This is a genomic window from Pseudomonas protegens (genome assembly GCF_003363755.1).
Lineage (GTDB): Bacteria > Pseudomonadota > Gammaproteobacteria > Pseudomonadales > Pseudomonadaceae > Aquipseudomonas > Aquipseudomonas danubii.
This window is the reverse complement of record NZ_CP031396.1, coordinates 5,411,366-5,437,957: the sequence shown is the minus strand read 5'-3', so window position 1 is coordinate 5,437,957 and position 26,592 is coordinate 5,411,366. Positions and strand designations below refer to the sequence as shown.

Genomic DNA, 26,592 nt, shown 5'->3' with positions numbered 1-26,592 from the left:
ATTGTCAGGAATGTGCATTGAATGAAGCAGACAAAAGTTCCGTGAAACGAATACTTAATATATCTGTGAGCCTCAAGGAACTTAAATCACAAGGCCATGATCGAAAGGCCAGTAGATATCTTCACTAAGGAGAAACACCCCATGCGTAAGACTTTAGCTATTGCCCTGATGCTGACCGCTTCCCTCGGTCTGGCTGCCTGCGACAAAAAATCCGAGGACAAAGCTCAAGATGCCAACCAACATGCTGAGCAAGCTCAACAAAAAATGAACGAAGCTCAGGATAAAGTGAACGAGGCAGCGAAAGAAAACGCCGAAGCCGCCAAAGATCAGGCTGAATCCAACAAGGCCGCTGCTGAAGAAAGCGCCAAGGAAGCAGCACCTAAAACCAACTAAGTCGGTTTTAGCGCAACACCAAAAAGCCCGCCAAGTGCGGGCTTTTTCTTGTCTGCAAAACAACAGCTCAATACAACGGTATTTAGTTGTCGAATAGATAACTAAGCACTGACGCTCAATACCCTGATTCCAGGAACAACTCATTCTGGAGCGGCTCTGCCTGCAACGGGTGTCCAGACACTCCACTGGCTGAAGTCTCCAACCCATAGCGCAAGGAACTGGATACGGGCAATAGCCTGATGGGAAAGTCGTAGTGGGCGGTAAAGGGTGCCAACCACTGGCGAGTCTGGTAATCGACCGCGGTGATACTCATGTAGCAAGGGTGCGGGGTGTCCTGGGGCGCGCGGCCGGCCAGCACCATCACCAGCTCCCAGTCGGTTGCCTGCTCGACCTGGAAGCGTCCGTCCTCGCCAGTCAGGAACTGCGCCCCACACAAGGTGCCCCTGGCCCCGGCGATCGGCATGCCGCTCAATGCATCCACCACCTGGCCACGGGCGTCGCCATTCAGATACAGGGTTTGCACCCGGCAACCGGACAACAAAATGAATGAAAGGCACAGGCACAGGCACAGGCACATCAGGGCACGCAGCTTACTCATTGGCCAACTCCTTTTAACCGGGCAACAGATCAATCGATCAGCCCTCCCCGCTCAGACTGCGTCTTTGGAGCTATCGGCCAAAGGCTGTTCAGTCGGGGTATAGACCATGACGTCAAGTACGTCGGAATGAAACTCCCGCCGGTACAGGACGAACACCACGCCTGCACTCATCAGCATGAACAACCAGGGGCTGACGAACCAGGCCAGCATGGTCATGCCGAAATAGTAGGAACGCAGCCCGAAGTTGAACTGGTTGGCCGCCATGGAAATCACCCGGGCTGCCCGCAAAGCAAACGCCTTGCGCTCCTGTTCGGAGACATGTCGCTCGCCGATCATCGGCGCCGACCCCACCAGCACCGCCGCAAAGTTGTACTGGCGCATGCACCAGCTGAAGGTGAAAAAGGCATATACGAACACCAGCGCCAGGCACAGCAACTTGATCTCCGACATGCCCTGGGACGCCTGCTGCACCAGCGGAATGTCCGCCAGCAGCGACACCGCGCGCTCCGATGCACCGAGCACTGTGAGGATGCCTGCCAGGATGATCAGGGTACTGGAAGCGAAGAACGAAGCGTTGCGCTCCAGGTTGCCGATCACACTGGCGTCGGCGATACGGTTGTCCCGCAGCAGCATGCGACGCATCCAGTCCTCGCGGTACAGGTGCAGGACACTGGCCAGGCATGCCGTGTCCCGGCCCTTCCAGGTGGCATAGCGGGTATAGCCGCCCCAGCAGACGACGAACCACAGAGCGGCCAGTAGATGAATCAGGTTGGCTTGGACAAACGACATGCAAATTCCTGTAAGGCGTTGGCAAAAGACAAGGACACTGCTTCGACGCCACGCCGAGGAAAAAGACACCGCACAAGCCCCATAAAAAATGCCCCGTATCGATGGATACGAGGCATTTTCCTTGGCGCTCATGGATCGCTTGTGGCGATCCAGAGCCATCAGCGGCAGATCAAGCCAGGGCTTGGGCCGGCTTGCCCAGAATACGGTCGAAAACCACCGCAACCGCCAGGACGATCACCGAAGGCACCAGCCAGGCCAGGCCTTGCTCGCTCAACGGCAAGTGGGCCAGCTGGCTAGGCAAACCATCGGCCAGGCCGGCCCCCTTGAGCGCATCGATCAGACCGAACACGAAAGACACCAGCATCACCGGGCCAACGATACGCCGCTGGTCCCGCCAGAAGTCCTTGCAGAAGCTCAGGGCCACCAGGGCAATGCACGGTGGATAAATGGCGGTCAGTACCGGGATCGAGAAGGCGATCAGCTTGGTCAGGCCAAGGTTCGACACCAACAGCGAGAAGACCGCGAGGATCACCACCAGAGTCTTATAGGACAACGGTGTTACGCGGCTGAAATACTCGGCGCAGGCACAGGTCAGGCCCACAGCGGTCACCAGGCAAGCCAGGGAGATCAGTACCGCGAGGAAGCCGCTGCCCAGGGAGCCAAAGGTGTGTTGGACATAGGCATGCAGCACCGCAGCGCCATTGGTGGCACCGGCGGCCACTTCATGGCTGCCCGAACCGAGACGGAACAGGCTGATATAAACCAGGGCCAGACCAACCCCGGCGATCAGACCGGCGATCACCGCGTAACGGGTGATCAGTCGAGGCGACTCGACTCCTCGCGAGCGAATGGCGTTGACGATAACGATACCGAACACCAGAGCGCCCAAGGTATCCATGGTCAGGTAACCATTGATGAAACCTTGAGAAAACGGCGCTGCCACATATTCAGGCGTGGCCTCGCCAACAGTACCCGCTGGCAGCGCGACCGCTGCAATACCCAGAACCGCCAGCGCGATGATCTTCAACGGCGCCAGGAAACGGCCAACGGTATCCAACAAGCGGCCCGGATACAGGGAGATGAAGAACACCAGCAGGAAGTAGGCCGAGCTGTAGAGGAACAGCGCCAGCGGGCTCTCGCCAGTCAGTGGCGCCAGGCCCACTTCAAAGGACACAGTGGCCGTGCGCGGCGTGGCGAACAGCGGGCCAACCGCAAGGTAGCAGACCGCCGCCAACAGACCGCCAGCGACTTTACCGATGGGGCTGCTCAGGGCATCCATGGCGCCACCGACCTTGGCCAGGGCAACCACGGTGATCACTGGCAGGCCGACCGCCGTGATCAGAAAACCTAGCGCCGCCATCCAGACATGGGGTCCGGACTGCAAACCGACGATAGGAGGAAAGATGATGTTGCCAGCCCCAACGAACAGGGCAAAAGTCATGAAGCCGAGTGCCAGAATGTCCTGGCCTTTCAACACTTTCATTAAGGAAATACCACACTACTGAATCGGAATTTAGAGAGGGATTTCCCTTATGGGTGAGGGAAATGCTGTCAATCCGTATAAGACTGACCCGTTTAGCGCGCAGTTACCTTGTGGGCAGCAGACGCAAAAAGAGGCGGCTAGCCTACCGAATCTGCAAGACGAACGCACCGGCGCAATGAGAATTTTCTGATATGCGACATTGGGATGTCGCATTTTCGAAATTATATTTCCATCGGGCTTAATCCCATCCCCGCACACCAGCCAGCATGCTGGGAGCCGAAGCCTATAGAAGCCGAATTAGGTAAGCGCGGCTTGTATAGGAGCTGGCTTGCCAGCGAAGCCCTCCCCCAAGGCAGCAACTGAACTGAAGGCCTCTTCCCAGCAAGCCGGCTCCTACGGCAGAAAGCACAAAGGCCACCCGAAGGTGGCCTTTGTGGTTGAAGCGTCAGTTAAGCGCGAGGCTTACTTGACAGCCCAACCGGTCAGCTCGGCCAGGGCCTTGCCGATGTCTGCCAGCGAACGCACGGTTTTCACGCCTGCGTCTTGCAGCGCAGCGAATTTCTCGTCTGCAGTGCCTTTGCCGCCAGAGATGATTGCGCCAGCATGGCCCATGCGCTTGCCCGGAGGAGCAGTCACACCAGCGATGTAGGAAACAACCGGCTTGGTCACGTGAGCCTTGATGTAGGCAGCCGCTTCTTCTTCAGCCGAACCGCCGATCTCGCCGATCATCACGATCGCTTCGGTCTTCGGGTCTTCCTGGAACAGCTTCAGGATGTCGATGAAGTTGGAGCCTGGGATCGGGTCACCACCGATGCCGACGCAGGTGGACTGACCGAAACCGGCGTCAGTGGTCTGCTTGACGGCTTCGTAAGTCAGGGTGCCGGAACGGGAAACGATACCGACCTTGCCTGGCAAGTGAATGTGACCTGGCATGATGCCGATCTTGCATTCGCCTGGAGTGATCACGCCTGGGCAGTTAGGGCCGATCAGGGTAACACCCAGCTCGTCGCACTTAACTTTAGCGTCCAGCATGTCCAGGGTAGGAATGCCTTCGGTGATGCAGACGATCAGCTTGATGCCGCCGAAAGCTGCTTCCAGGATCGAGTCCTTGCAGAAAGGAGCCGGAACGTAGATCACGCTGGCGGTGGCGCCAGTGGCAGCTACAGCGTCTTTCACGGTGTTGAACACTGGCAGGCCCAGGTGCTCGGTGCCGCCTTTGCCAGGAGTTACGCCACCCACCATTTGGGTGCCGTATTCGATGGCTTGCTGGGTGTGGAAACTACCTTGCGAACCGGTAATACCCTGGCAGATAACTTTGGTGTCTTTATTGATCAGGACGCTCATTATTTGCCCTCCGCAGCTTTGACAACTTGTTGAGCAGCGTCGGTCAGGCTGGTAGCAGCGATGATGTTCAAGCCGCTTTCTGCCAGTACTTTAGCGCCCAGTTCAGCGTTGTTGCCTTCAAGGCGAACAACAACCGGGATTTTCACGCCGACTTCTTTCACAGCGCCGATGATGCCTTCGGCAATCATGTCGCAGCGAACGATGCCGCCGAAGATGTTGACCAGTACTGCTGCGACGTTGGTGTCGGACAGGATGATCTTGAAAGCTTCGGTCACGCGCTCTTTGGTAGCACCGCCGCCCACGTCGAGGAAGTTGGCTGGCTTACCGCCGTGCAGGTTGACGATGTCCATGGTACCCATGGCCAGGCCGGCACCGTTGACCATGCAGCCGATGTTGCCTTCCAGGGCTACGTAGTTCAGTTCGAACTTGGCAGCGTGCGCTTCGCGCGGATCGTCCTGCGACGGATCGTGGAAGGTCTTCAGCTTAGGCTGACGGTACATGGCGTTGGCGTCGATGTTGATCTTGGCGTCCAGGCAGTGCAGATCGCCGTCAGCCTTGATCACCAGCGGGTTCACTTCCAGCAGGGCCAGATCGTGATCCTGGAACAGTTTGGCCAGACCCACGAAGATCTTGGCGAACTGGGCAACTTGCTTGCCTTCCAGACCCAGCTGGAAAGCCAGCTCGCGACCCTGGAATGGCTGAGCGCCAACCAGTGGGTCGATAGTGGCTTTCAGAATTTTTTCTGGAGTGTCGTGAGCGATTTTCTCGATGTCCACGCCACCTTCGGTGGAAGCCATGAACACGATGCGACGGCTCGAACGGTCAACGACAGCGCCCAGGTACAGCTCTTTAGCGATATCAGTGCACGATTCAACCAGGATCTTGGTGACAGGCTGGCCATTGGCGTCAGTCTGATAGGTCACCAGACGCTTGCCCAACCACTGCTGAGCGAATGCCTTAGCGTCTTCTTTGCTGCGAACCAGCTTAACGCCGCCCGCTTTACCGCGACCACCGGCGTGAACCTGGGCTTTGACAACCCACTCGGAGCCGCCGATTTTGTCGCAAGCTTCTGCTGCTTCTTCCGGGGTGTCTACCGCGTAGCCTTTGGATACTGGCAGGCCGTATTCAGCGAACAGCTGCTTACCCTGATACTCGTGAAGATTCATGCTTTTTACCGTCTTCGTTAGGTACTGCGCATTCGGCGCTGCGCTCAAGATTGAGTGCCGCACCACCTGTGACCGCTACTCTCAAACCAGCGCCACACCTGAACCCGGAGCCTGGGCCCCGGTCCAGTGTGTGGCGCTACCTCAAGAGGTCGAGTCCAGCGGATATTCCGCGGTGAGTCTTGCGCACAAGGCTCACGACGGGCCAACCGCCGTGGTTTCTTATTATTGCTTAGCGTTTCTTGCGGTTGGCAATGTGGATGGCAGTGCCATTCACAGCCAGAGCTGCTTCGTGCAGGGCTTCGGACAGGGTCGGATGAGAGAAAACCATCATGCCCAGGTCTTCGGCGCTGGTGCCGAATTCCATGCCGATTGCACCTTGCTGAACCAGTTCCGCAGCGCTTGGGCCAATCACGTGGACGCCCAATACGCGGTCAGTCTTGGCATCGGCGATGACTTTGACGAAACCACCGGTGTCGTTGGCTGCCATGGCACGGCCGCTGGCGGCAAACGGAAAGGTGCCGACGTTAACTTCAACGCCTTCAGCTTTCAAGGCCTGCTCGGTTTTACCGACCCATGCAATTTCCGGGTGAGTATAAATAACCGAAGGGATCAGGTCATAGTTCATCTGGGCCTTGTGGCCCTTGATGCGCTCGGCAACCATGATGCCCTCTTCCGAGGCCTTGTGAGCCAGCATCATGCCGCGCACCACGTCACCAATGGCGTAGACGCCCGGTACGGTAGTAGCGCAGTGATCGTCAACGTGCACGAAACCGCGCTCGTCGAGGGTTACGCCGCAGTCGGCAGCCAGCAGATCGGTGGTCACCGGACGGCGACCAACGGCGACAATCAGCTTGTCGAAAGTGATGGTCTGTTCGCCGTTGGCGTCGGTGTAGGTCACCACGACTTCTTCGCCGTTGACCTTGGAGCCGGTCACGCGAGCGCCCAGCTTGATGTCCAGACCCTGCTTGGTCAGGGTTTTCAGCGCTTCCTTGGAAACAGCGGTGTCAGCTGCCATCAGGAAGGTGTCCAGGGCTTCCAGGACAGTCACTTGCGCGCCCAGACGCGACCAGACCGAACCCAGTTCCAGACCAATAACGCCAGCGCCGATCACGCCCAGACGTTTTGGTACGGCCTGGAATTCCAGGGCGCCGGTGGAGTCGACGATGACATTCTGATCGACCGGGGCCGGTGGAATGTCGATTGGACGCGAACCTGGAGCCAGGATCACGTTTTCAGCTTCGATGACTTCAACCGAACCGTCCGGCTTGGTGACTTCGACTTTCTTGCCGGCCAGCAGTTTGCCGTGGCCTTGGATCGAAGTGACGCCGTTGGCTTTGAACAGGGTGGCAACACCGCTGGTCAGGCCTTTGACGATGTTGGCCTTGCGACCGACCATGGCCGGTACGTCCATGGTCACGCCAGCGTGGCTGATACCGTGGATGGCGAAACCGTCCTGGGCCTCATGGAATTTCCAGGAGCTGTCCAGCAGCGCCTTGGAAGGAATGCAACCGACGTTCAGGCAAGTACCGCCGAGGGCCAGCTTGCCCTCTTTATCGGTGTACTTCTCGATGCAAGCAGTCGTCAGACCAAGCTGTGCTGCCTTGATTGCAGCTACATAACCGCCTGGGCCCGCGCCAATCACTACTACGTCGAATTTCTGAGTCATAAAAAGGTTCCTTTTAACGGCAAGCTAGAAGCCGCAAGCCGCAAGCTTGAAGTCCCTTGCCTTAAGGGCTCGGAACTTGTCGCTTGCAGCTTGCAACTGCTTTTTAGATGTCCAGGAGCAGACGCGCCGGGTCTTCCAGCAGGTTCTTGATGGTCACCAGGAACGTCACAGCTTCTTTACCGTCGATCAGACGGTGATCGTAGGACAGCGCCAGGTACATCATCGGACGGATTACTACCTGACCGTTGATCGCCATAGGACGTTGCAGGATGTTGTGCATGCCCAGGATAGCGGCTTGCGGTGGGTTGACGATCGGGGTCGACATCATCGAGCCGAAAGTACCACCGTTGGTGATGGTGAAAGTACCACCGGTCATCTCTTCCATCGACAGCTTGCCGTCGCGGGCCTTCTTGCCGAAGGTGGCGATGCCGCCTTCGATTTCGGCCAGGCTCATCAGCTCGGCGTTACGCAGAACCGGAACCACCAGGCCACGGTCGCTGGACACCGCAACACCGATGTCGGCGTAGCCGTGGTAGACGATGTCGGAACCGTCGATCGAAGCGTTGACCGCAGGGAAGCGCTTCAGCGCTTCGGTGGCGGCCTTGACGAAGAACGACATGAAGCCCAGGCGCACGCCATTGTGGGACTTCTCGAACAGGTCCTTGTACTTCGAACGCAGAGCCATGACTTCGGTCATGTCGACTTCGTTGAAGGTGGTCAGCATCGCCATGTTCGACTGGGCTTCAACCAGACGCTCGGCAACCTTGGCACGCAGACGGGTCATAGGTACGCGCTTCTCGACGCGATCGCCGGCAGCGAAGACTGGAGCAGCAGCGGCTGGAGCCGGAGCCTTGGCAGGCGCGGCAGCCGGAGCGGCTTTCTTGGCGGCAACGGCAGCCACCACGTCTTCCTTGGTCACACGACCGCCTTTGCCGGTACCGGCAACGGAAGCGATGTTGATGCCGTTTTCTTCAGCCAGCTTGCGCGCGGCAGGAGCGGCGATTGGATCGTCTTCGCCGTCAGCGGCAGCCGGGGCAGCAGCGGCAGCGGCCGGAGCGGCGGCAGGAGCAGCGGTAGCGGCACCGCCTTCAACGATGGAGCCCAGAACTTCGTCGGACAGAACGGTGTCGCCTTCGTTCTTGACGATAGCGCCCAGTACGCCATCAGCGGTGGCCAGCACTTCCAGCACAACCTTGTCGGTCTCGATGTCGACGATCAGCTCGTCGCGCTTGACGGCTTCGCCCGGTTGCTTGTGCCAGGTGGCAACGGTGCCATCGGCAACCGATTCCGGGAAAGTGGGGGCTTTGATCTCGATAGCCATTATCAGTGGTTCCTTAAATTCGGTTTCAGGTGCGCGAAGGCGTTAAACAGTGAAGGCATCTTGCAGCAGTTTTTCCTGCTGCTCGGCGTGCATCGACGCGTAGCCACAAGCAGGCGCAGCAGAGGCGTCACGGCCCGCGTACTCGAGTACGAGCGACTTGTCGTGATTGCCTACGATGCGACGCATATGGTGCTGGCTGCAGTACCAGGCGCCCTGGTTCATCGGCTCTTCCTGACACCAAACCACATGCTTGAGGTTGGTGTACGGAGCCAGGACTTCGTTCAGATCGTCCTCAGGGAACGGGTACAGCTGCTCAATACGCACGACGGCGATGTCTTCACGACCTTCGGCACGGCGTTTTTCCAATAGGTCGTAGTAGACCTTGCCGCTACACAGAATCAGGCGCTCGACCTTTTTCGGGTCCAGTACGTCGATTTCCGGAATCACGGTCTGGAACGAACCTTCGGCCAGATCTTCCAGAGTCGAGATGGCCAGCTTGTGGCGCAGCAGCGACTTCGGAGTCAGAACCACCAGTGGCTTGCGCAGAGGGCGGATCACCTGACGGCGCAGCAAGTGGTAGATCTGTGCCGGAGTGGTCGGCATGCACACCTGAATGTTGTGCTCGGCACACAGTTGCAGGTAACGCTCCAGACGCGCCGAGGAGTGCTCAGGGCCCTGACCTTCGTAACCGTGAGGCAGCAGCATGGTCAGACCGCAGAGACGGCCCCACTTGTGCTCGCCGCTGGTGATGAACTGGTCGATCACCACTTGCGCACCGTTGGCGAAGTCGCCGAACTGGGCTTCCCAGATCACCAGCGCGTTCGGCGTGGTGGTCGAGTAGCCGTATTCGAATGCCAGTACCGCCTCTTCCGACAGGAAGGAGTCGTACAGGTCAAAGCGCGGCTGCCCTTCGAACAGATGCTTGAGCGGCACATAAGTGCTGGCATCTTTCTGGTTGTGCAGAACGGCGTGGCGGTGCGAGAAGGTGCCGCGGCCGATGTCCTGGCCGGTCATGCGGATCGGGTGACCTTCGAACGCCAGGGTCGCGTACGCCATGGTTTCAGCGTAACCCCAGTTGATCGGCAGGCCGCCGGCTTGCATCTTCTGACGGTCTTCGTAGATCTTCGCAACCTGACGCTGAACCACGAAGCCTTCCGGCAGCTCCAGCAACTTGGCGGACAGTTCCTGCAGGGTCTTGAGATCGAAGGTGGTGTCGTGACGTGCGGTCCAGGTGTGGCCCAGGTATGGACGCCAGTCCACGAACAACTCTTTGTTCGGTTCCTTGACCAGGCTCTTCACTACGTGCAGACCGTTGTCCAGCGCATTGCGGTACTCATCGACTTTCGCCTGAACACGCTCTGCGTCGAGCACACCGCTCTGGATCAGGCGATCGGCATACAGCTCACGGGTGGTGCGCTGCTTGGTGATCTGCTGATACATCAGTGGCTGGGTGCCGCTTGGCTCGTCGGCCTCGTTGTGGCCGCGACGACGGTAGCAGACCAGGTCGATCACCACGTCGCGCTTGTACTGCATGCGGTAGTCAATGGCCAGCTGGGTCACGAACAACACGGCTTCCGGATCATCACCATTCACATGGAGGATCGGCGCCTGGATCATCTTCGCAACGTCGGTAGCGTACTCGGTGGAGCGCGAGTCCAGCGGGTTGCTGATGGTGAAACCTACCTGGTTGTTGATGACGATGTGCACAGTGCCGCCGGTACGGAAACCGCGGGTCTGGGACATCTGGAAGGTTTCCATCACCACGCCCTGACCGGCAAACGCCGCGTCACCGTGGATCGAGATCGGCAGAACCTTGTCGCCGGTCTGGTCGTTGCGACGATCCTGACGGGCGCGCACCGAACCCTCGACCACTGGAGAAACGATTTCCAGGTGGGACGGGTTGAACGCCATGGCCAGGTGCACTTCGCCGCCGGCGGTCATCACGTTGGACGAGAAGCCCTGGTGATACTTAACGTCACCGGAGCCCAGCTCGACCTTCTTCTTGCCTTCGAACTCGTCGAACAGCTCGCGCGGGTTCTTGCCGAAGGTGTTGACCAGCACGTTGAGACGGCCACGGTGAGCCATGCCGATCACGACTTCCTTGGTGCCGTAGGAACCGGAACGCTGGATCAGCTCGTCGAGCATTGGAATCAGGCTTTCACCACCTTCCAGACCGAAACGCTTGGTGCCCGGGTATTTGGTACCCAGGTATTTTTCCAGGCCTTCGCCGGCGGTGACGCGCTCGAGCAGGTGGCTCTTGATGTCGGCGGAATAGGTCGGACGGCCGCGTACGCTTTCCAGACGCTGCTGGAACCACTGACGCTGTTCGGAATCGGTGATGTGCGTGAATTCAGCGCCGATGGTGCGGCAATATGTCTGCTGCAACGCTTCGTGAATTTCGCGTAGGCTCGCTTCCTCTTTGCCGATGAACAGGTCGCCGGCACGGAAGGTCGTATCAAGATCGGCATTGGTCAAGCCGTAATGATTGATCGACAGGTCTGCAGGTGCAGGACGCTGCCACAGCCCCAGCGGGTCCAGCTGGGCTGCCTGGTGGCCACGCATCCGATAGGCCTGGATCAATCGCAGCACTTCAACTTGCTTCTTCTCGTGCTCACTGCTCACGCTGCCGGCGGATACCGGTTGGGCGCGGCGCTGGTTCTTTGCCAGCAAGACGAAATGATCGCGGATTGTCGAGTGCGAAACATCGATGGCAGTGCTGCCGTCGGTAGGCAACTTCTGAAAGTAAGTGCGCCACTCTTCTGGCACAGCGTTAGGGTCGTGCAGGTAGAGCTCGTAGAGCTCTTCCACATAGGCAGCGTTACTACCGGATAGGTAGGCGCTGTTCCACATGCGCTGCATCACGCTTTCTTGCATGCTTGGTCACCCTCGGTTAGGGGAACACCACCGGCGAAGACACCGAGCAAGCTTGCAGAAGTCCGAATGCAGCGACCAAAACAAGCCACTTAGGATCACGCTGATAGTCCGGGTACCAGCCCGGATGCCCCTGCTTGTCTCATTTCTTCAAAAATAAAAGCAGCCACTTTGTGAGCTGCTGCTCAGGTTAGAGCCATGACGCGGGTTGAAGCCCGCGCCTTGGCTTTTACGGGTACAGCGGTCCTACGGGTACAACAGCTGAATCACACGCCACTCTGCAGCAACATGTTACGAATGTGACCGATGGCCTTAGTCGGGTTCAGGCCCTTCGGACAAACGTTGACGCAGTTCATGATCCCCCGGCAGCGGAATACGCTGAACGGGTCGTCCAGGGAAGCCAGACGCTCGGATGTCTTGGTGTCACGGCTGTCTGCCAGGAAGCGATAGGCTTGCAGCAGAGCAGCCGGCCCCAGGAACTTGTCCGGGTTCCACCAGAAGGACGGGCAAGAGGTCGAGCAGCAAGCGCACAGGATGCACTCGTACAGACCGTCGAGCTTTTCGCGCTCTTCCGGGGACTGCAGACGCTCGATGGCCGGAGCCGGCGTGTCGTTCTGCAGGAATGGCTTCACCTTCTCGTATTGCTTGTAGAAGATGCTCATATCGACGACCAGGTCACGGATAACCGGCAGACCTGGCAGCGGACGAACAACCAGCTTGTTCTTCTTGACCACGGCGGACAGCGGCGTGATGCACGCCAGGCCGTTCTTGCCGTTGATGTTCATGCCATCGGAACCGCAAACGCCTTCACGGCAGGAACGACGATAGGAGAAACCCTCGTCCTGCTCTTTGATCAGCGCCAGCACGTCCAGCACCATCAAGTCCTTGCCACCGGTGTCGACCTGGAAAACCTGGGTTTTCGGAGCCGAGTCGGTGTCAGGGTTGTAACGATAAACTTCAACTTGCAACATATCGATCACCCTTTAGTAAGTCCGGACTTTTGGTTCAAAAGTCGGAACAGTCTTCGGCGAGAAGTTGACCGCACGCTTGGCAACGCGCTTCTCACCCGGGAAGTACAGGGTGTGGCACAGCCAGTTTTCGTCGTCACGGTCTTCGAAGTCTTCACGGGCGTGAGCGCCGCGGGACTCTTTACGCACTTCGGCAGCGATGGCAGTGGCTTCAGCCACTTCCAGCAGGTTCTGCAGCTCAAGTGCTTCGATACGCGCAGTGTTGAAAGCTTGAGACTTGTCGTTGATCTTGACGTTGGCGATACGCTCGCGCAGCTCAGCCAGCTGAGCAATACCCTTCTGCATGTACTCGCCGGTACGGAATACACCGAAGTAGTTCTGCATGCAGTTCTGCAGCTCGCGGCGCAGGGTTGCAACGTCTTCACCGGTGGTGCGCTCGTTGAGCTTGGCCAGGCGGTTCAGGGCAACGTCGACGTCGGTGTCGCTGGCATCGCGGTATTCGATACCGTCGGTCAGCGCTTTTTCCAGGTGCAGGCCAGCTGCACGACCGAACACCACCAGGTCCAGCAGCGAGTTGCCGCCCAGACGGTTGGCGCCGTGTACCGATACGCAAGCCACTTCACCCACTGCGAACAGACCAGGGATGATGGTGTCTTCGCCAGCAGCGTTCTGAGTGATCGCCTGACCATGAATGTTGGTGGCAACGCCGCCCATCATGTAATGGCAGGTTGGAACGACCGGAACTGGAGCAACCACCGGGTCAACGTGGGCAAAGGTCTTGGACAGCTCGCAGATGCCAGGCAGGCGGCTGTGCAGCACTTCCTCGCCCAGGTGATCGAGCTTGAGCATCACGTGGTCGCCATTCGGGCCACAGCCGTTGCCGGCGATGATTTCCTTGACCATGGAGCGTGCAACAACGTCACGACCTGCCAGGTCTTTGGCGTTCGGAGCATAACGCTCCATGAAACGCTCGCCGTGCTTGTTGATCAGGTAACCGCCTTCACCGCGGCAGCCTTCAGTCACCAGTACACCAGCGCCGGCGATGCCGGTCGGGTGGAACTGCCACATTTCGATGTCTTGCACCGGAACGCCGGCACGCAGCGCCATGCCTACACCGTCACCGGTGTTGATCAGGGCGTTGGTGGTGGAAGCATAGATACGACCTGCACCGCCGGTAGCCAGAACGGTGGCCTTGGAGCGGATGTAGGTGGTTTCGCCGGTTTCGATGCAGATCGCGATCACGCCGACAAAGGCGCCGTCCTGGTTCTTCACCAGATCGACCGCGTACCACTCGTTGAGGAAGGTGGTGCCGGCTTTCAGGTTGCCCTGATAGAGGGTGTGCAGCAGCGCGTGACCGGTACGGTCGGACGCAGCACAGGTACGAGCAGCCTGGCCGCCCTTACCGTAATCCTTGGATTGACCACCGAAAGGACGCTGATAGATACGACCGGTTTCAGTACGAGAGAACGGCAGACCCATGTGGTCCAGCTCGAAGACCGCAGCCGGACCTTCCTGACACATGTATTCGATAGCGTCCTGGTCACCGATGTAGTCGGAACCCTTGACGGTATCGTACATGTGCCAGCGCCAGTCATCGTTCGGGTCCGCCGAGGCGATCGCGCAAGTGATGCCGCCTTGGGCAGACACCGTGTGCGAACGGGTCGGGAACACCTTGGTGATCACAGCAGTCTTGTGGCCGCCCTGGGCCAGCTGCAGTGCGGCACGCATGCCGGCGCCGCCGCCGCCAATGATGATGGCGTCGAAAGAAATGGTTGGAATGTTAGCCATGAATCAGATACCCCAGAGAATCTGCACACCCCAGACGAAGTAAGCGAACATTGCAACGCCGCATACTGCCTGGAAAAGGAAACGCACTGCTGTCGCCGACTTGCCCAGCGCCATCGGCGTCAGGTAGTCAGTCGAGATGGTCCACATGCCGACCCAGGCGTGAGCGCCCAGGGCCACCATGGCCAGCAGACTGAAGATACGCATCCAGTTGTTTGCGAACAGGCCATGCCACTGGGTGTAGTCAATGCCCGGATTCGCTACGAGGTATCCGATCAGGAAAATGAAATAAGCCGCGAGAACGACCGCAGACACACGCTGTGCCATCCAGTCATAAAGGCCCGAACGCGACAGGTTCGTAACGCTGGTTACCATATCCAAACTCCCGCCAGAACGATTACCACCACGGATACGGCGATAACGATTTTCGAGCCCAGCTTGCCGCCTTCCAGCGTCTCACCGATGCCCATGTCCATAATCAGATGGCGTACACCGGCCACCAAGTGATACAGCAAGGCGGACAGGAGGCCCCACGCAACGAATTTGGCCAGCGGACTGGTCAAGCACGCCTTCACCTCGGCATAGCCTTCCTCGGAGCCCAGGGATTTGCTCAATGCATAAAGCATGATGCCGATGCCCAGGAAGAGGATGATGCCGGAAACACGGTGAAGAAACGACGTAACGCCGGTGATGGGGAGTTTGATGGTCCTTAGGTCTAGGTTTACAGGTCGTTGGCTATTCACGGCTTTTTTCACACTGAAGAGCCCCTAACAATCAGGGCAAAGTTGTTGGGGAGTGCACTGGTCAGGTAACCACTACCCAGGGAGTGCGACCCCCAATAAAGCGGGCCCAGAAGCCTACGGAGGTCGGTGGCCGAGTATAGACAGTTAGGCTACTAATGACAACGCAAACACCTTCCCCTAATAGCTGATTGCGTTAGCCTTATAAAAGGCGTAAATGGCGCTGAATTTCGCTAAAAAATCCCTCCCAAAGCCTTCTGGGACAAGACTTTAGGCAAATTGACATTCAGATTTATCTCACTATAGTGGTGCGGGCCCTGCGTGGGGGGTCTGTCTGATGATTTCAAGCATAAATAGGAGGCCACATGGCTGACAAAAAAGCGCAGTTGATCATCGAGGGCGCAGCCCCCGTCGAGCTGCCCATTTTAACCGGCACCGTTGGTCCCGATGTAATTGATGTTCGGGGCCTGACGGCCACGGGCCGCTTCACTTTTGACCCGGGTTTCATGTCGACCGCCTCCTGCGAGTCGAAAATCACCTATATCGACGGCGACAACGGCATTCTGCTGCACCGCGGCTACCCGATCGAACAGCTGGCTGAAAAGTCGGACTACCTGGAAACCTGCTACCTGCTGCTCAACGGTGAATTGCCCACCGCCGAACAGAAGGCCCAGTTCGTCAGCACCGTGAAAAACCACACCATGGTTCACGAGCAGCTGAAGAGCTTCTTCAACGGTTTCCGCCGCGACGCCCACCCAATGGCGGTAATGTGCGGCGTAGTGGGTGCACTCTCGGCGTTCTACCACGACTCCCTGGACATCAATAACCCGCAGCACCGCGAAATTTCCGCCGTGCGCCTGGTCGCCAAGATGCCGACCCTGGCAGCGATGGTTTACAAGTACTCCATGGGCCAGCCGATGATGTATCCGCGCAACGACCTGTCGTACGCGGAAAACTTCCTGCACATGATGTTCAACACCCCGTGCGAGATCAAACCGATCAGCCCGGTACTGGCCAAGGCGATGGACCGGATCTTCATCCTCCACGCCGACCACGAACAGAACGCCTCGACTTCCACCGTACGCCTTGCCGGCTCCTCGGGCGCTAACCCGTTCGCCTGTATCGCTGCCGGTATCGCCGCGCTCTGGGGCCCTGCCCACGGCGGTGCCAACGAAGCCGTACTGACCATGCTCGACGAAATTGGCGATGTCTCGAACATCGACAAGTTCATCGCCAAGGCCAAGGACAAGAACGATCCGTTCAAACTCATGGGCTTCGGTCACCGCGTGTATAAAAACCGCGACCCGCGCGCCACCGTAATGAAGCAGACCTGCGACGAAGTCCTGAAAGAACTGGGCATCAACAACGATCCTCAGCTCGAACTGGCCATGCGCCTGGAAGAGATCGCCCTGACCGATCCGTACTTCATCGAACGCTCCTTGTACCCGAACGTCGACTTCTACTCGGGGATCATCCTCAAGGCGATCGGCATTCCAACCAGCATGTTCACCGTGATCTTCGCCCTGGCGCGGACCGTCGGCTGGATCTCCCACTGGAAGGAAATGCTCTCCAGTCCTTACAAGATCGGCCGTCCTCGTCAGCTGTACACCGGCTACGAATCGCGCGACATCACCAAGCTGGAAGACCGCAAGTAAGACCTGCCTTGCGCACACGTCTTAGCTGCACCGGATACGGCCTCTAACAGAGGTCGTATTTGTTTCTGCTCCCCTCCCCTCCCCTCACCTACCCCCTGTCGGAGCCGGCTTGCCGGCGAAGAACTCCGCAGCCCTGCCTCCCCCTCGAATATGCCTTCGCTGGCACGCCAGCTCCTTGTATCTCGACCATCGCTGCGCCCGCAGCCGAGGGTATCTGAACAGGGCGTGCAGACAAAAAATGCCCCGATCTTTCGAACGAGGCATTTTGCTATTACACAGCCTCTATATAGAAGCCGATACACAGGCCGAGCTTAGTGCGACACCGCCCCACTGGCGCCCAGGCCGGTCTGCGAACGCACGAACTGCGGGAAGAACAAGGCCCGCTCATTGGCCGCCGAGGCCGATTTGTCAGTGATGGAGAAGAACCAGATACTGACAAAGGCAATGATCATCGAGAACAGCGCCGGGTACTCGTACGGGAAGATTGCCTTCTCGTGGTGCAGGATCTGCACCCAGATGGTCGGACCGAGAACCATCAATGCCACCGCACTGACCAGGCCCAACCAGCCGCCAATCATGGCGCCACGCGTGGTGAGCTTCTTCCAGTACATGGAAAGCAGCAGCACCGGGAAGTTGCAACTGGCAGCGATGGAGAACGCCAGGCCCACCATGAACGCAATGTTCTGACTCTCGAAGAGAATGCCCAGGCCGATGGCCAGCACGCCCAAGGCCACGGTAGTGATCTTGGAAACGCGAATCTCATCCTTCTCGTTGGCCTTGCCCTTCTTGATCACACTGGCATAGAGGTCGTGGGACACCGCCGAAGCACCTGCCAGGGTCAGGCCCGCCACTACCGCCAGAATGGTGGCGAAAGCCACCGCCGAGATGAAGCCGAGGAACACGCTGCCGCCCACCGCATTGGCCAGGTGCACCGCCGCCATGTTGTTGCCACCCAGCAAGGCGCCTGCGGCATCCTTGAAGGCCGGATTGGTGCTCACCAGCAGGATCGCGCCAAAGCCGATGATGAAGGTCAGGATGTAGAAGTAACCGATGAAGCCAGTGGCGTAGAGCACACTCTTACGGGCTTCCTTGGCATCGCTCACGGTGAAGAAGCGCATCAGGATATGCGGCAGGCCGGCAGTACCGAACATCAGCGCAAGCCCCAGGGAGAATGCCGAGATCGGGTCCTTCACCAGACCGCCAGGGCTCATGATCGCCTCACCTTTGGGGTGAACCTTGATCGCCTCGGAGAACAGGGTGTTGAAATCGAAGTTGACGTGCTTCATCACCATCAGCGCCATGAAGGACGCACCGGACAGCAGCAGCACTGCCTTGATGATCTGTACCCAAGTGGTGGCCAGCATGCCGCCAAACAGCACATACAGGCACATCAGGATCCCCACCAGGATCACCGCCACATGGTAGTCGAGGCCGAACAGCAGCTGGATCAGCTTGCCGGCACCCACCATCTGCGCGATCAGGTAGAACGCCACCACCACCAGCGAACCACAGGCCGACAGAGTGCGGATCTGAGTCTGCCCGAGGCGATAGGACGCCACGTCGGCAAAGGTGTACTTGCCCAGGTTGCGCAGGCGCTCGGCGATCAGGAACAGAATGATCGGCCAGCCCACCAGGAAGCCAATGGAGTAGATCAGGCCGTCATAGCCGGAAGTGAACACCAGCGCGGAAATCCCCAGGAAGGACGCCGCCGACATGTAGTCACCGGCAATCGCCAGGCCGTTCTGGAAGCCGGTGATCTTGCCACCCGCGGCGTAATAGTCGGCAGCCGACTTGTTACGCTTGGAGGCCCAGTAAGTGATGCACAGGGTGGCCCCGACGAAGACCACGAACATCACGATCGCCGAGACGTTGAGGGGTTGCTTGTGGACTTCGCCAGTCAAAGCGTCAGCGGCCCACAGGGCAGGAGCGAAAGCGGCAAGACCGAGTGCTGAGAATAGACGTCGGATCATTGCTGAGCCTCCTTCAGGATCGCATTGTTCAGGTCATCGAACTCGCCGTTGGCGCGTCGCACATAGATACCGGTCAGGATGAAGGCCGAGACAATCAAGCCGACACCAATGGGAATGCCCCAGGTGATGGATGAAGTTGGACTGAGTTTGGCGCCCAGGATCTGCGGACCGTAAGCGATCAACAGAATGAAGCCCGAGTAAAGCCCAAGCATGATCGCCGAGAGAATCCAGGCGAACCGCTCTCGCTTACTGACCAGCTCCTTGAAACGCGGGCTGTTTTGAATCGAGAGGTAAATGCTGTCGTTCATTGTTTTTATCCTCGCAGCACAGATTTTAGGTAGAACCTAATCCACTCTATGCGGCTGTGAGGCAGGTTCCAGACGACCTTAGTATTAGAACGACATTAGCCACCTCGCCAACTTCCCCCCAAAAAAACACAAGGCCGGCCGCTGATTTCAGCGGCCGGCCTCACAACCCTCGTTCTAGACGCCTGACGGCTATTTAGCAGTCCACTCGGCAACCCGCTCCGGGTGCTTGCTCACCCAGTCCTTGGCTGCCACATCCGGTTTTGCGCCATCTTGAATGGCCAGCATGACCTCACCGATTTCATCCTTCGACGCCCACTGGAACTTCTTCAGGAACGCTGCCACCTCTGGCGCCTTCTTCTCCAGGCCCTTGCTGCCGATGCTGTTGACGGTTTCAGCGGCGCCATACACCCCTTTCGGATCTTCGAGGAAGCGCAGTTTCCACTTGGCGAACATCCAGTGCGGTACCCAGCCGGTCACAGCGATGGATTCCTGCTTATCCTCGGCCCGGGTCAGTTCGGCGATCATCGCCGCACCGGAACTGGCCTGCAGCTTGTAGTCCAGGCCGTAGTCCTTGATCGCCTGGTCGGTCTTGAGCATCACCCCTGAACCGGCGTCGATGCCGACAATCTTGTTCTTGAAGCTGGTATCGGTCTTGAGGTCCTCAATGGTCTTGGCCTTGACGTACTCCGGCACGATCAGACCGATCTTGGCGTCCTTGAAGTTGGGACCGTAGTCGACAACCTTGTCCTTGTTCTTGGTCCAGTATTCGCCGTGAGTCACCGGCAACCAGGCCGAGAGCATGGCATCGAGCTTGCCGGTGGCCACGCCCTGCCACATGATCCCGGTCGCCACCGCTTGCAGTTTGACGTCGTAACCGAGCTTCTGCTTGATCACCTCCGCCGCCACATAGGTAGTCGCCACGCTGTCGGACCAGCCGTCGACGTAGCCGATGCTCAGGGTTTTGCTGTCGGCACTGGCCAGAGTGGAGCTGATGGCAAGTACCAGTGCGGCACCTGCGCCTAAGAGTCGTCGCATCTTCATCGTTACTTCCCCGAAAAGTGCAGTGCCAGGCGGCTGCCGGGCACGTCAACGTATGGTTATGGTGCTCAGCGCCCCCATCACGCCTCACCGCGAACGCGTTCGATCATCAGCGGAGTACTGATGCTTCGATCATCAACCCGCCACCGCCCGCGACCTGCTCTGCCTGCGACCTCAAGGCAACCAGCAACGACATCAGATAGCCAGTAACCAGGTGCTGCGACCTCCCCGACTGAGGGCCCGCCCAAACTTTGCATGTCAAAATCATGCAGGCCACCAAGCTATGGACAAATGCGGGTAAGATGCCCCGCTTTGTTCCACTACGGCCTGACCATGTCCGCCACAGCCCGCTTCCCCACCCTCGCTTATCTGTTCGCCTGCCTGCTCGGCCTGCTGGCCCTTGGTAGTTACTGGTACGGCCTTGGCCGGCCGGTGTCGCTGCCGGACGTCGCCAGCGCCAGCCACAAACTGCAATGCGCCTCCTATACGCCGTTCGACAAGGACCAATCGCCCTTCGACCAGCCGTTCAAACTGCGCCCCGAACGCATGGACGCCGACCTGGCATTGCTGGCCACCCGCTTCGAATGCATCCGCACCTATTCCATGACCGGCCTCGAAGCCCTGCCCGAGCTGGCGCGCAAACACGGCCTGAAGCTGATGATCGGCGCGTGGGTCAATAGCAACCCAGTAGACACCGAGAAAGAAGTCGACCTGCTGATCGCCTCGGCCAATGCCAACCCGGATGTCGTCAGCGCAGTGATCGTCGGCAACGAGGCGCTGCTGCGCAAGGAAGTCACCGGGCCGCAACTGTCGCGGCTGATCCTCAAGGTCAAGGCCGGGGTCAAGCAGCCGGTCACCTATGCCGATGTCTGGGAATTCTGGCTCAAGCACCCGGAGATCGCGCCAGCGGTGGACTTCCTCACCATTCACCTGTTGCCGTACTGGGAAGACGACCCCTCGAACATCGACGCGGCCCTGAACCACGTGGCCGAGGTACGCCAGGTATTCGGCAACCGCTTTGCCCCAAAGGACGTGATGATCGGTGAAACCGGCTGGCCCAGCGAAGGCCGCCAGCGGGAAACGGCGCTGCCGAGCCGAGTCAACGAGGCCAAGTTCATTCGTGGCTTCGTTGCCCTGGCGGAACACAACGGCTGGCACTACAACCTGATCGAAGCCTTCGATCAGCCCTGGAAACGCGCCAGCGAAGGCGCAGTCGGCGGTTACTGGGGGTTGTTCGATGCCGATCGCCAGGACAAGGGCATCCTCGCAGGCCCGGTGTCCAACCTGCCTTACTGGCCACAATGGCTGGGGGCGGGCGCAGTGATATTCCTCGGCACCCTGATCCTGGGTGGCCGGGTTCGCAGCCGACGCGCTGCGCTGCTCTTGCCGCTGCTGGGCGCATTGGCGGCGTGCACCATCGGTACCTGGGGCGAACTGGCGCGGGTCACCAGCCGCTTCACTGGCGAATGGTGCTGGGCCGGACTGCTACTGGGCCTGAACCTGCTGATTCTGGCCCATGCCACCCTGGCCTTGAGCCCTCGCGAAGGCTGGCGTCTGCGGGCCTTCAATGCCCTGGAAAAGCGTGCAGGCTGGTTGCTGGCAACGGCAGGATTCGCCGCCGCGGTGATGATGCTGGAGCTGGTGTTCGACCCGCGCTACCGCAGCTTCCCGAGCGCGGCCCTGCTGCTGCCGGCGCTGGTCTACCTGTGCCGCCCGGTGCGCGTGCCACGCCGCGAAATCGCCTTGCTGACCTTTATCCTGGGTGCCGGCATCGCTCCGCAGCTGTATCAGGAAGGCCTGGCCAACCAGCAGGCCTGGGGCTGGGCTCTGGTCAGCCTGCTGATGGTGGCCGCGCTGTGGCGCAGCCTGCGGGCCCGCATCGCCTGAACTACAGCCCTAGCCGCAGGTTTCGCCTGCGGCTAGGGCTTGGCGGCGCGCACCAGGCGCAAGGCCGCAATCACCACCGCAAACACCGCCAGCGTAGTGTTATACAAGGCCAGGGCCGGAATGCCCGCCAGCAAGGCCAGCACCGCCAGCCACCAGCCCGCCCGACCGGGCACGACAAACCCCAGCAGCGCTGCGCCCAAGGCACTCCAGCCCAGCACCTTGAAGTGGATCATCCAGCCCAGGCTGGAACGTAGCGAACACTCCCAGCGACCGGCCTCATCGACACAGACGCCCACCCACCGAGCATCCTCCATAAAGCCATAGCGCAGGCCATAACTGGCGGCCAGCCACAGCGGCAGGACAACGAGCAGCACAATCACGGGAAGGCGGCGGGACATGAAACACTCCGAACAATCAAAACGGCGCCCAGCATAATCGCCCACGGACGCTTGGCAAGCACGACGCACAGATAACTGTTCAGCAAATAGCGGCAAAGTGTATCGTCCGACTACTATCACCCCCCAACAGGCCTGTGGCCGGGGTTATTTGTGCCCACCCATGGCACTTCGGCAGCAGCGCGGTGGTCATAGCCTGCGAACCTCATTCGGTACCTTCCTTCTAGGGATACAGTCATGCTTCGTTCCTTGCGCCTCGCTGCCCTGTTCGGCGGCCTTATCCTGAGTGCGTCCGCACTGGCGGTGGATGTCGACCCGGCCAGCTATGGCTACCCGTTGACCAACCCCTTTGAAGCCACCATCGCCACCACCCCCCCGGAGTTGCGCCCGGAACTGCCCGCCAACGATGACATCCGTCAGTCCGACTACAGCCTGAACCTGCGGCCGGAGCGCGAGTTCATCCTCCCGGACAATTTCTGGGCGGTGAAGAAGCTCACCTACCGCATCGCCACCCAGGACCACGCCGCGCCACTGATCTTCCTGATCGCCGGCACCGGCGCGCGCTACGACAGCAGCCTCAACGAGTACCTGAAGAAGCTCTACTACAAGGCCGGCTACCATGTGGTGCAGCTATCCTCGCCCACCAGCTTCGACTTCATTACTGCCGCCTCGCGCTTCGCCACCCCCGGGGTGAGCCAGGAAGACGCCGAAGACATGTACCGGGTCATGCAGGCCGTAAGGGCCCAGCACCCCAAGCTGCCGATCACCGAGTTCTACCTCACCGGCTACAGCCTCGGCGCCCTGGACGCGGCGTTCATCAGCAAACTGGATGAGACCCGACGCAGCTTCAACTTCAAGAAGGTGCTGCTGCTCAACCCGCCGGTCAACCTCTACACCTCGATCACCAACCTCGACAAACTGGTACAGACCGAGGTCAAGGGCATCAACAACAGCACCACCTTCTATGAACTGGTGCTGGGCAAGCTGACCCGCTACTTCCAGCAGAAGGGCTACATCGACCTCAACGACGCCCTGCTCTACGACTTCCAGCAGTCCAAGCAACACCTGACCAACGAACAGATGGCCATGCTGATCGGTACCTCCTTCCGCTTCTCGGCAGCAGACATCGCCTTCACCTCGGACCTGATCAACCGCCGCGGCCTGATCACCCCGCCCAAGTACCCGATCCGCGAAGGCACCAGCCTTACCCCGTTTCTCAAGCGCGCCCTGCAGTGCGACTTCGACTGTTACCTGACCGAACAGGTGATCCCGATGTGGCGCGCCCGCACCGACGGCGGCAGCCTGCTGCAACTGATCGACCAGGTAAGCCTCTACGCCCTGCAGGACTACCTCAAGGCCAGCCCGAAGATTGCCGTGATGCATAACGCCGATGACGTGATCCTCGGCCCCGGCGACCTGGGCTTCCTGCGCAAAACCTTTGGCGACCGCCTGACCGTCTACCCCCATGGCGGGCATTGCGGCAACCTCAACTACCGCGTCAACAGCGACGCCATGCTGGAGTTCTTCCGTGGCTAAACATCTCCTGCTTATCGCTGCGTTGCTCTGCGCAGGCTATGCCCAAGCCGACAACAGCAAGGCCCACACCCCCACGGTTCAGGACCCCGACGGCTTCACCGAGCCGTTGAAGAAACTCAAGTTCAACCCGGGGCTGGACCAGCGCGAGTTCGAGCGTTCGACCCTCAATGCACTGAATATCTATGACCCGCTGGAGTCATGGAACCGCCGGGTCTACCACTTCAACTACCGCTTCGATCAATGGGTGTTCCTGCCGGTGGTGGACGGTTATCGCTATGTGACCCCGAGCTTCCTGCGCAGCGGGGTCAGCAACTTCTTCAATAACCTCGGCGACGTCCCGAACCTGATGAACAGCCTGTTGCAGTTCAAGGGCCAGCGCTCAATGGAAACCACCGCGCGCCTGCTGCTCAACACCACCATCGGTGTTGCCGGCCTGTGGGACCCGGCGACCAAGATGGGTCTGCCGCGCCAAACCGAAGACTTCGGCCAGACCCTGGGCTTCTATGGCGTGCCCGCGGGGGCCTATCTGGTGCTGCCGATCCTCGGTCCGTCGAACCTGCGGGACACCGCGGGGCTGGCGGTGGACTACACCGCCGAATCGGCGATCAACTTCCTCAACGTCTCGGAAGTCAGCAGCAATCACCCCGAGATCTGGGCGCTGCGTGGTGTCGACAAGCGCTACCAGACCAGCTTTCGCTATGGCCAGCTGAACTCGCCGTTTGAATACGAGAAGGTGCGCTACGTGTACACCGAATCGCGCAAACTGCAGATCGCCGAGTAACCTGCTGTACCGGTTGCCGACCGCAAGAGCGGCAACCGGCTGACTCGGATCTCAGCCGCGCAAGGCGCGCCAGCCTTTGCCCAGTAGCGCCACGGCCAGCAGTACCAGCCCACCGGCAATGATCCCGGCCACGGCATTGAGCAGGGTCGGCATGATCACCGACACCGGGCCCATGACGGCGGCACTACGCTCGGCCAGGCCCTCGATCAGATGGTGCACGGCAGGTACGCCGTGGGTGAGGATGCCGCCGCCCACCATGAACATCGCCGCCGTGCCGATCACCGACAGACTCTTCATCATCCACGGCGCCGCTCGCAGGATGGCACCACCGATGCGTTTGGCCAGAGCGCCCGGTTTCTGCGCCAGCCACAACCCCAGGTCATCGAGCTTGACGATGCCCCCCACCAGACCGTAGACGCCAACGGTCATGACAATCGCAATCCCCGAGAGCACCACCACCTGCTGGCTCAGGGAGGCGCCTGCCACCGTGCCCAGAGTAATAGCGATGATTTCCGCGGAAAGGATGAAGTCGGTACGAATCGCGCCCTTGATCTTGTCCTTCTCAAAGGCCACCAGATCCACCTGAGGGTCTGCCAGCGCCTGCAAGGTCCGCTCATGTTCGGCCGCATCGTCGCCGTGGGGCAGGTACTTGTGCGCCAGCTTCTCGAAGCCTTCGAAACACAGGTAGGCCCCGCCGATCATCAGCAACGGCGTCACCAGCCAGGGCGCCAGGGCACTGATGGCCAGCGCCGCCGGCACCAGGATCAATTTGTTGCGAAACGAGCCCTTGGCCACGGCCCAGACCACGGGAATTTCCCGCTCCGCGCGAACCCCGGAAACCTGCTGGGCATTGAGCGCCAGATCGTCGCCCAATACTCCGGCGGTCTTCTTCGCCGCCATCTTGGTCATCAAGGCTACGTCATCGAGAACTGCGGCGATGTCGTCGATCAAAACCAGCAAACTGCTTCCTGCCATGGGCCAGGCTTCCCTGCGTGAAATAAGGCGCGCAGCATAGCGCGTCAAAGGCCGGACAAGCGAGATGTCAGAAGCAGGAAAACCGCGGCCAACGGGCATTCTTGAGCCCCTCGCGACCCCGGTGCTACCATGCGCAACCGCCCGAACAGGCAAGGAATCCCCCGGTTTATGAGCACCATCCGCGAGCGCAATAAAGAACTGATCCTGCGGGCCGCCAGTGAAGAGTTTGCCGACAAGGGCTTTGCAGCGACCAAGACCAGCGACATCGCCGCCAAGGCCGGGTTGCCCAAGCCCAACGTCTACTACTACTTCAAGTCCAAGGAAAACCTCTACCGCGAGGTGCTGGAAAGCATCATCGAACCGATCCTCCAGGCTTCCACTCCGTTCAATGCCGACGGCGTACCCAGTGAAGTGCTCAGCGGCTACATCCGCTCGAAGATCCGCATCTCCCGCGACCTGCCTTTTGCCTCCAAGGTGTTCGCCAGCGAAATCATGCATGGCGCGCCGCACCTGAGCCCGGAGCAGGTGGAACAGCTCAACGCCCAGGCCAAGCACAACATCGAATGCATCCAGACCTGGATCGATCGCGGCCTGATCGCCCCGCTCGACCCCAACCACCTGATGTTCAGCATCTGGGCCGCGACCCAGACCTACGCCGACTTCGACTGGCAGATCTCGGTGGTCACCGGCAAGAGCAAACTTGACGAAGACGACTACGAAGCCGCGGCGCAGACCATCATCCGCCTGGTGCTCAAAGGCTGTGAACTGGATCGCTGATCGCGTTTCGGCCCCTTCCCGTGCATTTGTGTTGTTGCTGCAAACTGCGCACAGGAATATCAAGACACCAGCAAGGTCCTGCGGACCTTTTCGCAGCCTCGCGGGCTCGGCAGCGGCTACGGGCCAGGGCCGGGCCCGCGAGGTTA

At 59.6% G+C, this 26,592-nt stretch carries 23 protein-coding genes; 6 read left to right on the top strand and 17 right to left on the bottom strand.

What is annotated here, in order from left to right:
* Positions 1-141 precede the first annotated feature (141 nt).
* Positions 142-393 (top strand): hypothetical protein, encoded by a 252-nt coding sequence (locus tag DWF74_RS24620; protein WP_016968094.1) that lies wholly within the window; start codon positions 142-144, stop codon positions 391-393.
* Positions 394-508: 115 nt separating this feature from the next.
* Here DWF74_RS24620 and DWF74_RS24615 read toward each other — a convergent pair whose 3' ends face one another.
* From DWF74_RS24615 to sdhC, 12 genes are all read right to left on the bottom strand, one after another.
* Positions 509-991: a hypothetical protein gene (locus DWF74_RS24615; RefSeq protein ID WP_240321960.1), complete on the bottom strand. Its 483-nt coding sequence runs from the start codon at positions 989-991 to the stop codon at positions 509-511.
* Between the two features lie 51 nt (positions 992-1,042).
* Entirely contained in the window at positions 1,043-1,780 is a 738-nt protein-coding gene (locus DWF74_RS24610; RefSeq protein ID WP_102863966.1) for a DUF599 domain-containing protein, read from the bottom strand.
* A 169-nt stretch (positions 1,781-1,949) separates the two neighbouring features.
* The gene (gene brnQ / locus DWF74_RS24605; protein ID WP_115581880.1) at positions 1,950-3,263 is read right to left on the bottom strand and encodes a branched-chain amino acid transport system II carrier protein; all 1,314 of its coding nucleotides are present in this window, start codon (positions 3,261-3,263) and stop codon (positions 1,950-1,952) included.
* A gap of 462 nt (positions 3,264-3,725) precedes the next feature.
* On the bottom strand, positions 3,726-4,607 hold the full coding sequence (gene sucD / locus DWF74_RS24600; protein WP_068587916.1) for a succinate--CoA ligase subunit alpha: 882 nt from the start codon (positions 4,605-4,607) through the stop codon (positions 3,726-3,728).
* Entirely contained in the window at positions 4,607-5,773 is a 1,167-nt protein-coding gene (sucC, locus tag DWF74_RS24595) for an ADP-forming succinate--CoA ligase subunit beta (protein WP_009047768.1), read from the bottom strand. Before sucC ends, sucD begins: the two co-directional genes overlap by 1 nt.
* Before the next feature lie 229 nt (positions 5,774-6,002).
* The gene (gene lpdA, locus DWF74_RS24590) at positions 6,003-7,439 is read right to left on the bottom strand and encodes a dihydrolipoyl dehydrogenase (RefSeq protein ID WP_102863968.1); all 1,437 of its coding nucleotides are present in this window, start codon (positions 7,437-7,439) and stop codon (positions 6,003-6,005) included.
* 103 nt (positions 7,440-7,542) lie between these two features.
* Entirely contained in the window at positions 7,543-8,760 is a 1,218-nt protein-coding gene (odhB, locus tag DWF74_RS24585) for a 2-oxoglutarate dehydrogenase complex dihydrolipoyllysine-residue succinyltransferase (RefSeq protein ID WP_102863969.1), read from the bottom strand.
* A 42-nt stretch (positions 8,761-8,802) separates the two neighbouring features.
* Entirely contained in the window at positions 8,803-11,634 is a 2,832-nt protein-coding gene (locus DWF74_RS24580) for a 2-oxoglutarate dehydrogenase E1 component (RefSeq protein WP_102863970.1), read from the bottom strand.
* Between the two features lie 263 nt (positions 11,635-11,897).
* Positions 11,898-12,602 carry a succinate dehydrogenase iron-sulfur subunit gene (locus DWF74_RS24575; RefSeq protein WP_011060051.1) on the bottom strand — a complete coding sequence of 235 codons (705 nt, stop codon included), beginning with the start codon at positions 12,600-12,602 and terminating at the stop codon, positions 11,898-11,900.
* 12 nt (positions 12,603-12,614) lie between these two features.
* Complete coding sequence (gene sdhA, locus DWF74_RS24570) at positions 12,615-14,387, bottom strand: succinate dehydrogenase flavoprotein subunit (RefSeq protein WP_102878886.1); 1,773 nt, start codon at positions 14,385-14,387, stop codon at positions 12,615-12,617.
* A gap of 3 nt (positions 14,388-14,390) precedes the next feature.
* Positions 14,391-14,759, bottom strand: a complete 369-nt coding sequence (sdhD, locus tag DWF74_RS24565) for a succinate dehydrogenase, hydrophobic membrane anchor protein (protein WP_011060049.1) — start codon at positions 14,757-14,759, stop codon at positions 14,391-14,393.
* On the bottom strand, positions 14,753-15,139 hold the full coding sequence (gene sdhC / locus DWF74_RS24560; protein WP_015634665.1) for a succinate dehydrogenase, cytochrome b556 subunit: 387 nt from the start codon (positions 15,137-15,139) through the stop codon (positions 14,753-14,755). The genes sdhD and sdhC overlap by 7 nt, the downstream gene beginning before the upstream one ends.
* Before the next feature lie 350 nt (positions 15,140-15,489).
* Between sdhC and gltA the strand changes: the two genes are divergently transcribed.
* Positions 15,490-16,779 carry a citrate synthase gene (gene gltA, locus DWF74_RS24555; RefSeq protein WP_011060047.1) on the top strand — a complete coding sequence of 430 codons (1,290 nt, stop codon included), beginning with the start codon at positions 15,490-15,492 and terminating at the stop codon, positions 16,777-16,779.
* A 311-nt stretch (positions 16,780-17,090) separates the two neighbouring features.
* Here gltA and DWF74_RS24550 read toward each other — a convergent pair whose 3' ends face one another.
* The 3 genes from DWF74_RS24550 to DWF74_RS24540 form a co-directional block, all read right to left on the bottom strand.
* Positions 17,091-18,749: a cation acetate symporter gene (locus DWF74_RS24550; protein ID WP_115581879.1), complete on the bottom strand. Its 1,659-nt coding sequence runs from the start codon at positions 18,747-18,749 to the stop codon at positions 17,091-17,093.
* The gene (locus DWF74_RS24545; protein WP_102863973.1) at positions 18,746-19,057 is read right to left on the bottom strand and encodes a DUF485 domain-containing protein; all 312 of its coding nucleotides are present in this window, start codon (positions 19,055-19,057) and stop codon (positions 18,746-18,748) included. The genes DWF74_RS24550 and DWF74_RS24545 overlap by 4 nt, the downstream gene beginning before the upstream one ends.
* A gap of 189 nt (positions 19,058-19,246) precedes the next feature.
* Positions 19,247-20,098 carry a glycine betaine ABC transporter substrate-binding protein gene (locus DWF74_RS24540; RefSeq protein ID WP_102863974.1) on the bottom strand — a complete coding sequence of 284 codons (852 nt, stop codon included), beginning with the start codon at positions 20,096-20,098 and terminating at the stop codon, positions 19,247-19,249.
* Positions 20,099-20,428: 330 nt separating this feature from the next.
* Here DWF74_RS24540 and DWF74_RS24535 point away from each other — a divergent pair, with 330 nt between their 5' ends.
* The gene (locus DWF74_RS24535; RefSeq protein ID WP_102864109.1) at positions 20,429-21,982 is read left to right on the top strand and encodes a beta (1-6) glucans synthase; all 1,554 of its coding nucleotides are present in this window, start codon (positions 20,429-20,431) and stop codon (positions 21,980-21,982) included.
* A 32-nt stretch (positions 21,983-22,014) separates the two neighbouring features.
* Here DWF74_RS24535 and DWF74_RS24530 read toward each other — a convergent pair whose 3' ends face one another.
* A complete protein-coding gene (locus DWF74_RS24530; RefSeq protein ID WP_102863975.1) occupies positions 22,015-22,380 on the bottom strand; it encodes a hypothetical protein in 366 nt (121 codons plus the stop codon).
* Between the two features lie 234 nt (positions 22,381-22,614).
* Between DWF74_RS24530 and DWF74_RS24525 the strand changes: the two genes are divergently transcribed.
* On the top strand, positions 22,615-23,913 hold the full coding sequence (locus DWF74_RS24525; protein ID WP_102863976.1) for a serine/threonine protein kinase: 1,299 nt from the start codon (positions 22,615-22,617) through the stop codon (positions 23,911-23,913).
* Entirely contained in the window at positions 23,906-24,694 is a 789-nt protein-coding gene (locus DWF74_RS24520) for an MlaA family lipoprotein (protein WP_102863977.1), read from the top strand. The genes DWF74_RS24525 and DWF74_RS24520 overlap by 8 nt, the downstream gene beginning before the upstream one ends.
* Before the next feature lie 51 nt (positions 24,695-24,745).
* On the opposite strand, the gene DWF74_RS24515 is transcribed toward DWF74_RS24520, so the two are convergent.
* The gene (locus DWF74_RS24515; RefSeq protein ID WP_115581878.1) at positions 24,746-25,669 is read right to left on the bottom strand and encodes a DUF808 domain-containing protein; all 924 of its coding nucleotides are present in this window, start codon (positions 25,667-25,669) and stop codon (positions 24,746-24,748) included.
* Between the two features lie 168 nt (positions 25,670-25,837).
* Here DWF74_RS24515 and DWF74_RS24510 point away from each other — a divergent pair, with 168 nt between their 5' ends.
* A complete protein-coding gene (locus DWF74_RS24510; protein ID WP_115581877.1) occupies positions 25,838-26,446 on the top strand; it encodes a TetR/AcrR family transcriptional regulator in 609 nt (202 codons plus the stop codon).
* Positions 26,447-26,592 lie beyond the last annotated feature (146 nt).

Bases quoted from the DNA above. Each gene is read 5' to 3' on its own strand.
- DWF74_RS24620 (WP_016968094.1), top strand. From the start codon at position 142: ATGCGTAAGACTTTAGCTATTGCCCTGATGCTGACCGCTTCCCTCGGT.
- DWF74_RS24615 (WP_240321960.1), bottom strand. From the start codon at position 991: ATGAGTAAGCTGCGTGCCCTGATGTGCCTGTGCCTGTGCCTGTGCCTT.
- DWF74_RS24610 (WP_102863966.1), bottom strand. From the start codon at position 1,780: ATGTCGTTTGTCCAAGCCAACCTGATTCATCTACTGGCCGCTCTGTGG.
- brnQ (WP_115581880.1), bottom strand. From the start codon at position 3,263: ATGAAAGTGTTGAAAGGCCAGGACATTCTGGCACTCGGCTTCATGACT.
- sucD (WP_068587916.1), bottom strand. From the start codon at position 4,607: ATGAGCGTCCTGATCAATAAAGACACCAAAGTTATCTGCCAGGGTATT.
- sucC (WP_009047768.1), bottom strand. From the start codon at position 5,773: ATGAATCTTCACGAGTATCAGGGTAAGCAGCTGTTCGCTGAATACGGC.
- lpdA (WP_102863968.1), bottom strand. From the start codon at position 7,439: ATGACTCAGAAATTCGACGTAGTAGTGATTGGCGCGGGCCCAGGCGGT.
- odhB (WP_102863969.1), bottom strand. From the start codon at position 8,760: ATGGCTATCGAGATCAAAGCCCCCACTTTCCCGGAATCGGTTGCCGAT.
- DWF74_RS24580 (WP_102863970.1), bottom strand. From the start codon at position 11,634: ATGCAAGAAAGCGTGATGCAGCGCATGTGGAACAGCGCCTACCTATCC.
- DWF74_RS24575 (WP_011060051.1), bottom strand. From the start codon at position 12,602: ATGTTGCAAGTTGAAGTTTATCGTTACAACCCTGACACCGACTCGGCT.
- sdhA (WP_102878886.1), bottom strand. From the start codon at position 14,387: ATGGCTAACATTCCAACCATTTCTTTCGACGCCATCATCATTGGCGGC.
- sdhD (WP_011060049.1), bottom strand. From the start codon at position 14,759: ATGGTAACCAGCGTTACGAACCTGTCGCGTTCGGGCCTTTATGACTGG.
- gltA (WP_011060047.1), top strand. From the start codon at position 15,490: ATGGCTGACAAAAAAGCGCAGTTGATCATCGAGGGCGCAGCCCCCGTC.
- DWF74_RS24550 (WP_115581879.1), bottom strand. From the start codon at position 18,749: ATGATCCGACGTCTATTCTCAGCACTCGGTCTTGCCGCTTTCGCTCCT.
- DWF74_RS24545 (WP_102863973.1), bottom strand. From the start codon at position 19,057: ATGAACGACAGCATTTACCTCTCGATTCAAAACAGCCCGCGTTTCAAG.
- DWF74_RS24540 (WP_102863974.1), bottom strand. From the start codon at position 20,098: ATGAAGATGCGACGACTCTTAGGCGCAGGTGCCGCACTGGTACTTGCC.
- DWF74_RS24535 (WP_102864109.1), top strand. From the start codon at position 20,429: ATGTCCGCCACAGCCCGCTTCCCCACCCTCGCTTATCTGTTCGCCTGC.
- DWF74_RS24530 (WP_102863975.1), bottom strand. From the start codon at position 22,380: ATGTCCCGCCGCCTTCCCGTGATTGTGCTGCTCGTTGTCCTGCCGCTG.
- DWF74_RS24525 (WP_102863976.1), top strand. From the start codon at position 22,615: ATGCTTCGTTCCTTGCGCCTCGCTGCCCTGTTCGGCGGCCTTATCCTG.
- DWF74_RS24515 (WP_115581878.1), bottom strand. From the start codon at position 25,669: ATGGCAGGAAGCAGTTTGCTGGTTTTGATCGACGACATCGCCGCAGTT.
- DWF74_RS24510 (WP_115581877.1), top strand. From the start codon at position 25,838: ATGAGCACCATCCGCGAGCGCAATAAAGAACTGATCCTGCGGGCCGCC.